At 50.4% G+C, this 10,585-nt stretch carries 4 protein-coding genes; all 4 read left to right on the forward strand.

Features of this window, described 5'->3' with window-relative positions:
• The first annotated feature begins 81 nt into the window (after positions 1–81).
• Positions 82–1,032 carry a helix-turn-helix domain-containing protein gene (locus WBG78_RS16840; protein ID WP_337327621.1) on the forward strand — a complete coding sequence of 317 codons (951 nt, stop codon included), beginning with the start codon at positions 82–84 and terminating at the stop codon, positions 1,030–1,032.
• A gap of 63 nt (positions 1,033–1,095) precedes the next feature.
• Positions 1,096–1,860 carry an SDR family NAD(P)-dependent oxidoreductase gene (locus WBG78_RS16845; protein WP_337327622.1) on the forward strand — a complete coding sequence of 255 codons (765 nt, stop codon included), beginning with the start codon at positions 1,096–1,098 and terminating at the stop codon, positions 1,858–1,860.
• A gap of 460 nt (positions 1,861–2,320) precedes the next feature.
• Positions 2,321–2,881: a fasciclin domain-containing protein gene (locus tag WBG78_RS16850; RefSeq protein ID WP_337327623.1), complete on the forward strand. Its 561-nt coding sequence runs from the start codon at positions 2,321–2,323 to the stop codon at positions 2,879–2,881.
• A 597-nt stretch (positions 2,882–3,478) separates the two neighbouring features.
• Positions 3,479–10,585: Ig-like domain-containing protein (locus tag WBG78_RS16855; protein ID WP_337327624.1), on the forward strand; the 7,107-nt coding region annotated here is incomplete at its 3' end.

The following is a 10,585-nucleotide window of genomic DNA, read 5'->3' on the forward strand; positions in this document are numbered from 1 at the left end:
CTATCTCTTCACGAACCACTTCTTCGCAGGGATTGTTGCCGTTGAATGGATCCTTCGTCAAAAAGCGATTCCCTCTAAACCATGACCACTGTTTCCATCCGTAATTTCTACAAGGAGGTCTTCGGCGGCGAGTGCCCCGACCTCAATCACTTTCTCACTGATCAGCATCACCTCGATGTCGGTCACTTCAATGTGTTCAACATCGCCGACATGTACAACACGTGCAACGGAAAAGCACCGATGCCGTACAACCGTCGCAATTATTATAAGATCAGCCTTATCAATGGAAAGAACCGAGTCGAGTATGCCGACAAGGCAATGGATGTTGATCAATATGCTGTCCTCTTTGCAACACCAAAGATCCCTTACCGCTATCAGGCTCTTGATGCCGATCAGTCGGGGCACTTCTGTGTGTTCACCAGCAACTTCATTACCCGTGCTAATTCGGGAATGGCGCTTGATGAACTGCCCATCTTTTCTCCCCACAGTGACTTTGTGTTTTCACTAACGGAACGGCAATACGCAGAAGTAGAGTCGATCTTTAGAAAGATGCACGAGGAGATCGGCAGTGATTATGCATTCAAATATGATCTGCTGCGTAATTATGTTATCGAGTTGATCCATGCAGGTCAGAAGTTGAAACCCTTTCCCTCAAGCGCGATTTCTGCAAATGCATCTACGCGTATTTTCACACTTTTTGTTGAATTGTTGGAAAGACAGTTTCCCATAGAAGAGTCGCACCAGGTGATGCAACTGAAAACGGCTAGCGACTTTGCAGATCAACTGGCGCTGCATGTGAATCACCTTAATAAGGTTTTGAAGGAAACTACTGGTAAGACGACAACCGAAGTGATCGCAGCACGGGTGCTGCAGGAAGCGCGTATGTTACTAATGCGAACTTCATGGACGATTTCGGAGGTTGCTTATTGTCTCGGATTCGAGGAAGTTGCTCACTTTTCAAACTTTTTCAAGAAACACACTTCCACTTCTCCAGCTGCCTTTCGCGGCAGTTTGAAATTTGCAAACACCTGATTGATCTGCGCAACAGCCAGGGCAACTGAAGCTGCCAACTTTGTCTCATAAACAAATCAGGTTATGGCAGAACAAAGAAAAATTGCCCTCGTTACCGGCGGAAGTCGCGGACTCGGTAAGGACATGGCGCTGCGACTCGCAGAAAAAAACTTCGACGTAATTATTACGTATCACAGCAAGATCGACGACGCCCGCGCAGTCGTTTCAGCAATACAATCAGTAGGAAGCAAAGGCCACGCGTTGAAGCTCGACGTAAGCCAGGCAGCTTCTTTTGATGCATTTGCATCAGAGGTGAAAGCTGCGTTAAAAAAAGAGTTCAACGCCGAAGGCTTTGATGCTCTTGTTAACAATGCCGGCACCGGACTCCACGTTCCGTTCTCCGACACAACGGTGGAACAGTTCGACAGTATGGTCGACATTCACCTCAAAGCGCCATACTTCCTCACGCAGAAGTTGCTCCCGCTCATCAATGATGGAGGAAGCATAGTGAACATTTCTTCAGGACTTGCACGCTTCTCATTCCCCGGCTATTCGGCATACGGTACGATGAAGGGTGCCATCGAAACCCTTACACGGTATCAGGCGAAAGAGCTTGGTGAACGGCGCATCCGTGTTAACGTGGTCGGCCCCGGTGCCATTGCTACAGACTTCGGCGGAGGAATAGTGCGCGACAACAAAGAACTCAACTCAATGATCTCCAATCTTACTGTACTTGGCAGAGTAGGAGAGGCCGACGATATCGGTGGCGTAGTTGCATTTCTCTGCGGAGATGATGCAAAGTGGGTGAATGCTCAACGCATTGAAGTATCAGGCGGAATATTTGTTTGACGACGAGTTGATCGAAATGTGTTGCGTGTAAGACTGCAAGTATTCTCTAACATGAACTGCCAACACTATAGTGCAAATCTTTCCTTCAGCGCTTGCGCTGTCGCCATCGCTAATGCAATGAAGCGCCTTTGTGGTTCAAAAAATATGACGCTGCATCTCACTCGACATGGTGCGCATGATGGATGAGTTGCACACTTATTTTGTTATCCGGCCAATGTTAGCAAGTTCGGGTCGTGAGTTGAGCGACCTTATTTTACGGATAGAATAGGTTCCCTGCCTCTACTGATAATTCGAAGAAGCGAGTACACCCGTTCGATCCCACCGTCGAGTAAAATCCAGTCGCTCAACTCACGACCCGAACTTGCTAACATTGGCCGCATTCATAAAAATCTGTGCAACTCAAGATCCACTCATCACCGCCTTGTCGTAAGTGAGATCAAAGTCTAAAACCAAAATATTTATGAAAAACCTCATTAGCAGAACGCTATTGTTCGCATGTTGTATGGTGGCAGCGGTGAACGCGATGTCACAATCTGAAAAAACTGTCGAAGTCGGTGGCGCACCGATGTATCCGTCGAAGGATATCGTCGACAATGCCATGAACTCCAAAGATCACACCACGCTGGTTGCAGCGGTGAAGGCCGCAGGTCTGGTGCCGACGCTAAAAGGCAAAGGTCCGTTTACGGTGTTTGCTCCAACCAATGAAGCATTCAGTGCGTTGCCTGCAGGCACGGTTGAAAACCTGCTGAAGCCTGAGAACAAATCAATGTTAACCGGAGTGCTCACGTATCACGTTGTTCCAGGAAAGATTGATTCCAAGGAGATTGCTAAACGCATTAAGGCCGGTGGAGGAAAGGCAGAGTTCACTACGGTCGCGGGAGGAAAGATCTGGGCCAGCATGGAAGGTAATGCGCTGAAGATCTGGGATGAGAAAGGTGGAGCGGCAATGGTGACCACCAAAGATGTATATCAAAGCAACGGTGTGATCCATGTTATCGATTACGTGTTAATGCCCAAATAGTAAAACATAGCTGCGAGAATTCTTCCGGGCGCGTAGGGATACCGTAATATGATAGTTCCGTCGGCAATGGTTGGCCGGCGGAGCTTTTTTTTGGCGCGATATGATGAGATTTAGATGATAATAAGCCCCAGCTTTAAGCACTGCGCAACGCACGAACACACGAGGTATAAGGGTTGAATGTATTGAATCCCTACGCCAGGCCATCTTTGTAATCATTCTTTTTCTTTCTCTTCGAAATCTGTTGCGGATCTTTACCCGGATAGCCAATCACCCCTTCGTTGCTATTCTGCTATTGACCTTCATTTCCACTGCAAAAAGGGCAGGTAACCAGGGTAATCCGACTTTCTTTTAATAATAATCAGGCACTATTCTCCACAGCGTCGCTGGATTTACAGGTGGCAGTGCGCAATACTGTTAGATGTAAGGAACGGTGGCCGATGCGCAGATTTTAACCATTCTTTTGGAGGTACTTCGTATTGTTTTATAGTGTACTCCGCACTGATGTCTTGCGTAAGCCCAATCCGATGAGCCTTTTCTTCGGATAGCGAGAAACAACGGTAGGCATAGTGCTCTTTTTGCCGGGTATTTTTTGATCTGATGATACTTCGTTTTACTGCGGTCGCGGCGTTGATCGTGTGCTGGTTCCAGGGGTTTTCGCAGCCTGGAAAAAATGGTACTCTCACCGTTACGGGGACCAACACCGTATTGAACGGCTATAGCGCTATTACAGCTGATGTTGCAGCTGGATCCAGCACTGTAACGGTTACCAATGTGGCCTCCGAACTCGGTGGCATTACTGCAGGTGATCTTATCATGCTCTATCAGGCGCAGGGCGCCTCTATTCAGACTACTGACGATAACAACTACGGTTCAGTCACAAATTATAACAACGCCGGGCACTACGAGTTTGCGTATGTGGCCTCCGTTACTTCTAACACGATCACCGTCGGATGTAAATTCAAGCAATCATACACAGCGACCGGTAAGGCGCAGGTTATTAAAGTTCCCCAGTATACGAACCTCACCATTAACGCAGGTGCATCAGTCGTTCCCCTCAAGTGGACAGGTGCGCGCGGTGGTCTGGTCGTTCTCCATGTTAAAGGCACGCTCACAAACAACGGTACGCTGACTGCAGAAGCATTTGGCTTTCGTGGCGGTAAACGCGATAACCTTACTTCAAACGCAGACAATACTGTCGTAACGCTGTACAGATCGCCGAACCCGGATCGCGGTGCTGAAAAGGGTGAGGGTATTGTAGGTTATCAGGCTGACTACGATGCGGTCGGTATGGGTGGCCGCTACGGTCGTGGCGCGCCCGCTAACGGCGGTGGTGGTGGTAACGGTCACAACGCTGCCGGTGGTGGTGGTGCGAACGGAGATAATGGACGTCCATGGACCGGTGCAGGTGTGATGGATCCAAATCCATTGTATCTGCCTGCGTGGTCGCTCGATCCTGACTTCATTTCCAATGGAAATGCACTTACTAATTCATCTGGTGGCGGTCGTGGTGGTTACACTTATGGATCCAGCAACGCCAACGCATTTGTCAACCCTCCCGGCGACGCTGCATGGGGTGGTGACCAGCGAGATCCGGTTGGAGGAAGGGGTGGAAGGCCCCTGGCATCGCTTGTAGAAAGCCGTGTGTTCTTCGGTGGTGGTGGTGGTGCCGGCGATGGTAACAACAACGCTTCCAACGACGGTGGTGACGGTGGTGGTATCGTGTATGTCATTGCATATACTATCAACGGTACAGGTAGCATTACTGCTGCCGGACAAAACGGATACAACACAACGCCGAACCACAACGACGCCCCCGGTGGTGGTGGTGGTGGTGGCGCGATTGTCATAAAGGCATTTGGCTTTACCGGGCAGACTCTTAATGCTAACGGTGGGGCTGGTGGAAATCAGCTCATCGGCGGCGATGAATCTGAAGGCTGCGCCGGTGGTGGCGGTGGCGGTTTTATCGGCGTACCAACAAGTGGAACAGGTACCTGCGGACTCACGAACACATACACCTATGTATATGGAACAAACGGAACATCCAGCTCCGCTTCCGTAACTGAATTCCCACCCAACGGCGGTACCCTCGGTGCATCGGGTCAGAATGACGTTCCAGTTTCTCCCTATTTTATTCCTTACACACTCACCTGCGTCATCGATGGTGATGGCGACGGAGTTGCCGATGGTACAGCTGATATCGACGAAGATAACGATGGTATCACCGACCTCAATGAAGGAATGGCTGGCGTCGATCCGTCGGCAGATGCTGACAACGATAATATCCCGAACTACGTCGACCCCAGCTTTACGCCTTACCTCGACTCCAACTGCGATGGTATCAACGACTACTTCGACTTTGACCTCGACGGCGTTCCCGATTTTCTTGACCTCGACTCTGACAATGACGGTATTACAGACTGTCTTGAAGCCGGCGGAAACGATGCAAATAAGGACGGCATCGTTGATGGCTTTGTTGATGCAGACGGAAATGGATTATCAGATGCGTTGGGTGCCGGTCTGATTTCCGGTGACCTCGATGGCGATACTAGAAAGTCTTTCCGCGACCGCGACTCTGACGGCGATGGAATTACCGACGTCGTTGAAGCAGGCGGTGCCGATACTAACGGCGATGGTATTATCGACGGTTTTGCCGATACCGACAAAGATGGCTATGCCAACAGCGTAGATCCAACAACAGACAATCGCGCGCTCGGCGCAACGAACATTTCTGGTAGCACACCACTCGCATTGCCCGATTCAGATGGCGACAGCAAGCGGAATTTCCTCGACATCGACAGTGATAATGATGGCATTTCGGATAACGTAGAAGCACAACTGACAACTGCATATATCGCACCCGTTAACTCGGATACCGACGGCGATGGCATTGCCAATGTTTATGACGCGACTCCACTCGTGTTGGTCAACACCGACGGAACAGATCTGCCCGATTATCTTGACACTGATTCTGACAACGACGGTGTTCCGGATAGCATCGAAGGAAACGATGCCAACTCGGACGGTATCCCGGTTCCAGCTTTACCGGTAACAGGTGACTCTGACGGCGACGGTCTCCTCGACGGGTACGACCTGCTCACGACAGCTAACGTAACCGTTGCAGGTCTGGGAGGAACAGGTGCCTCTACACCTATTCAGGACACGGACTCTGATAACATTCCCGACTGGCGTGATTCAGACGATGATGGTGACTGCACCCTTACGTCAACTACAGGAAGCGCCGGAGAGAATACTGATGGTAACGCATCCTGGGCTGATGATTTTTCTCAGGGTGGCACTAAACCCAATTACCTGTTTGCTACAAACGCGCTCTCGGTAACAAGTGGCACGCGCTGCGGCACAGGTGTCGTATCTATCAGCGCTGCTGCGGCTTCGTCAGGAACGTTCCGTTGGTATAGTGCATTGACAGGTGGAACTTTGCTTCAAACAACTACGGCCGCTCCAAGCAGTACATACAATACGCCGTCTATAGCAACCACGACGACCTATTACGTGGAATTCACCAGCGGCGTGTGTACAACCACACCGCGCAAAGCTGTCGCAGCAACAGTCGTATCAGCAGGAACAACGCCAACTGTTACTCCCGCCTCGCGATGCGATGCCGGAACGCTCACGCTACAGGCATCTTATGGGTCGTCCGGAACATTCCGCTGGTACAGTGCGGCATCTGGCGGCACATTGTTGCAGACCACCACTGGCGCAACGACCAGCTCTTTTACAACGCCGTCTATATCAACTACGACAAACTACTATGTTGAATTCTACAATGGTACCTGCACTACGGCACGCGCCACTGTTGCGGCTACAATTTCATCTGCATCGTCTGTAACTGTCGTTAATGGATCTACGTGCGGCGGGCCAACGGCAACGCTATCTGCTTCTGCTGCTTCATCAGGTACATTCAATTGGTATGATGCAGCCAGCGGCGGATTGTTAGTGAAAAGCGAAAGCAGCGTCAGCTCCAGTACATACACTACTCCGACGATCAGTGCAAACACGACCTACTATGTCGAGTTCACCAACGGAACCTGTACATCTGCCCGTACCGCCGTGAATGCTATAATCACTTCAGCTATTGCAGCGCCGACAGTTACAAGCAGTACGATTTGTACAACAGGTGCTACGTCTGTGTCTGCATCTTACGCGTCTGCGGGAACATTCCGATGGTATACAGCCGCAAGCGGAGGGACACTGCTTCAAACTAATACTGGGGTAACTTCTTCGACTTATAGTATTGCAAGCCTTGCAACTACGACGAACTATTATGTGGAATACTCAAACGGCAGCTGTACGTCGCCTCGTGCGCAGGTTTCTGCTTACGTTGTCAACGCATCAATAGTCACAGCCATCGATGCAAGCCGATGCGGTGATGGCGTCATCGCTGTCGGTGCATCAGCTCCAATCAGCGGAACATTTAACTGGTATGCCGGTGCCTCGGGCGGAACGTCTTTGTTTACCAGTACAGGTACCGTATCAAGTTATTCATCTTCGATCACGGCAACTACAACTTACTACGTTACATTCACAACGACGTCGCCAGCATGTACGAGTCCCAGAGTCGCGGTCACTGCCACAAGAGGTACTGCAACTACTGTAACTGGAACGAGCGGCATATCCTGTAGTCCGGGTACCGTCTCCCTTAGTGCTTCGACATCTTCAAGCGGAACCTTCAGGTGGTATGCGAACTCTACGGGCGGAACAGCATTAGCATCGTCAACAGGAACAACTTCATCTTACACGACGCCGTTCCTGAATAACACCACCGACTACTACGTTGAATTCGACAATGGTACCTGCGTTTCATTTCCGAGAACAGTTGTAAGAGCGTCGATTGTAAATGACCTTACTACAACAGATGCAAGCCGCTGCGGATCAGGCTCTGTCGATTTGTTCGTGTCGTCCCTTACGTCAGGAACTTTCACCTGGTGGGATGCTGCCTCAGGAGGAAGCTCACTTCGCACGGCATCCGGCCTTACCGATACTTACAACACCGGAAATATTTCTGCAACGAAGACGGTGTATGTATCCATAACTACCGGTACGCCCTCATGTACGAGTGCGCGCTTCCCTGTAGTGGCTACAGTTTATCCAACGCCTGCAGACCCTACGGCTATAAACGGTAACAGATGCGGTACCGGTACCGTTGCAGTTGCTGCTTCGAGTACTGTTACAGGAACGTTCCGCTGGTACGATGCCAACAGCAATGGCAATTTGCTGCAGACTGACAATACTACGACGCTCTCTACTTATACAACTCCCAGCATTTCATCTACAACCAGTTATTGGGTAGAATTTGAAAACGCGGGTGGATGTACTAGTGGCAGAACGCGGGTGCGCGGATACGTAAACTCTGGAACAGCGCCGGCACCTCCTACGGCCACGGGTGCGTCGCTTTGCGGACCGGGTACGCTTTCATTAAGTGCAAGCAGCAGTTCAAGCGGAAACTTCCGCTGGTATTCTGCAGTCACTGGTGGAACATTGCTGCAAACCACAACGGCGGCAACTTCATCGACGTTTATCACACCTTCGATTTCATCAAGTACCACCTACTACGTTGAGTTTGACAATGGTACCTGCGTGAGCAGTTCGAGGGCAGCTGTGACCGCGACCATCAACACTATTCCTGCAGATCCAACAGTTCCCAGCGTTTCACGTTGTGGCAACGGCACTGTTACATTGGTGGCTACGTCAGCGACCTCGGGTACGTTCCGCTGGTACACAGGTCTTACAGGTGGAAGCGCAATCCAGACAACAGCCACCAGCACTACGAGCAGCTTTACAACGGGTGCGCTTTCGGCGACTACAACATACTATGTTGAATTCGATAATGGATCTTGTACCAGCTCCCCCAGGGTTGCAGCCAGCGCCATAGTCAACACGCTGCCGGCGGCACCTTCAGTGGTTGGAGGTTCTTCATGCGGTAGTGGAACCGTTGTGTTGTCAGCATCATCATCATCCACGGGAACCTTCAGATGGTTTGACGATCCTACGGCTGGTAATTTGTTAGCAACCTATCCTACGACCTCATCGTCGAGTTATACCACACCATCGATTTCGGCGAACACAAACTATTACGTCGAATTCGATAACGGTACCTGTACCAGCACCCGTTCGCTCGTAGTGGCGACAGTGCTCACACGCCCGGCATCACCCACAACAACGGGAGGTCAGGTCTGTAACTCAGGCACCGTCGCACTTTCAGCGTCGTCAGCCTCATCAGGTACTTTCAGATGGTATTCGCTGGCTTCCGGTGGTACACTGTTGAAAACCGACATTGGCACCATGACATCGTCGTACACAACACCGTCCATCTCATCGACGACGAATTACTATGTAGAGTTTGATAACGGAACATGTTCAAGCTTGCGTGTCACGGCGACGGCGACGGTCAATCCGAACCCGGTTATTACGGGCGTTACCACAGGATGCAGTGGCATTGCCGGAAATGGTACAATTTCAATTACGGCCTCTATCACTGCCGGAACGCTGGAGTATTCTCTTGATGGGACGACCTATCAGGCATCACCAAATTTTGCAGGGCTCGCTAATAATACTTATACGGTCTACGCACGATCGACAACTGCGTTGTGTACAGTAAGTCAGACTGGCGTAGTCGTGAAATGCAACGTACCGCCTATTGTCGCAAACAAGACTGCTACAACGAACGAGGATGTTGTACTGACAGGCGACGTTACTATTGTCGGAGATTCGGATCCTGACGGAACGGTTCTTTCGGTAAATACGACACCAGTTGTTGGTCCATCGAACGGCTCCATTGTGTTTAACGCCAACGGTACATATACGTACACTCCTAATGCGGGATTTAGCGGAACAGAAACTATTACGTTCCAGGTATGCGACAATGGTACACCAGTGCCTGCAGCATGCGTTGATCGGACGTTGACGATCACCATCAATAGCGTGAACGATGAGCCAAGCTTTACCAAAGGTTCGGACCAAACTGTGCTGGAAGATGCAACACCGGTAACAGTGCTGGCCTGGGCTAAGTCGATCAGTAAAGGAGATGCCGGCGAAAGTGCGCAGGTATTAACCTTCACTTTGACGAACAATAACAACTCGCTGTTCAGTGTTCAGCCTGCAATCAACGCTACAACAGGAGACCTCACATATACATTGGCACCAAATGCCAATGGAGCAGCAACAGTATCGATTGTTCTGTCTGATAACGGAGGTACAGCCAACGGCGGTGATGACACCTACGCCACGCAGACATTCACGATTACTGTAACTCCGGTGAATGATGAACCTACCTTCACAGCAGGCCTGGATCAAAGCATCAATGAGGATGCAGGTGCACAAACTGTGGTTGGTTGGGCAACGGCTTTGAACAAAGGTGCAGCGAACGAAAGCTCACAGACACTGACGTTTTCATTGACCAACAATAACAACTCATTATTCAGTGTTCAGCCTGTTATAAACCCGGCAACGGGCACGCTGACTTATACTCCTGCAGCGAATGCTTCTGGTGTTGCCATTGTAACGGTCGTACTTTCAGACGATGGAGGTACAACCAATGGCGGCGACGACTCTTCAACGAAGACGTTCACCATCACCATCAACGGTGTTAATGATGAGCCAAGCTTTACCAAAGGAGCAGATCAGATCCTCAATGAGGACGCAGCTCCGGTAACAGTAGCTGCCTGGGCGAAATCAATCAGCAAAGGC

It is taken from the genome of Chryseolinea sp. T2 (assembly GCF_037203685.1).
Lineage (GTDB): Bacteria > Bacteroidota > Bacteroidia > Cytophagales > Cyclobacteriaceae > Chryseolinea.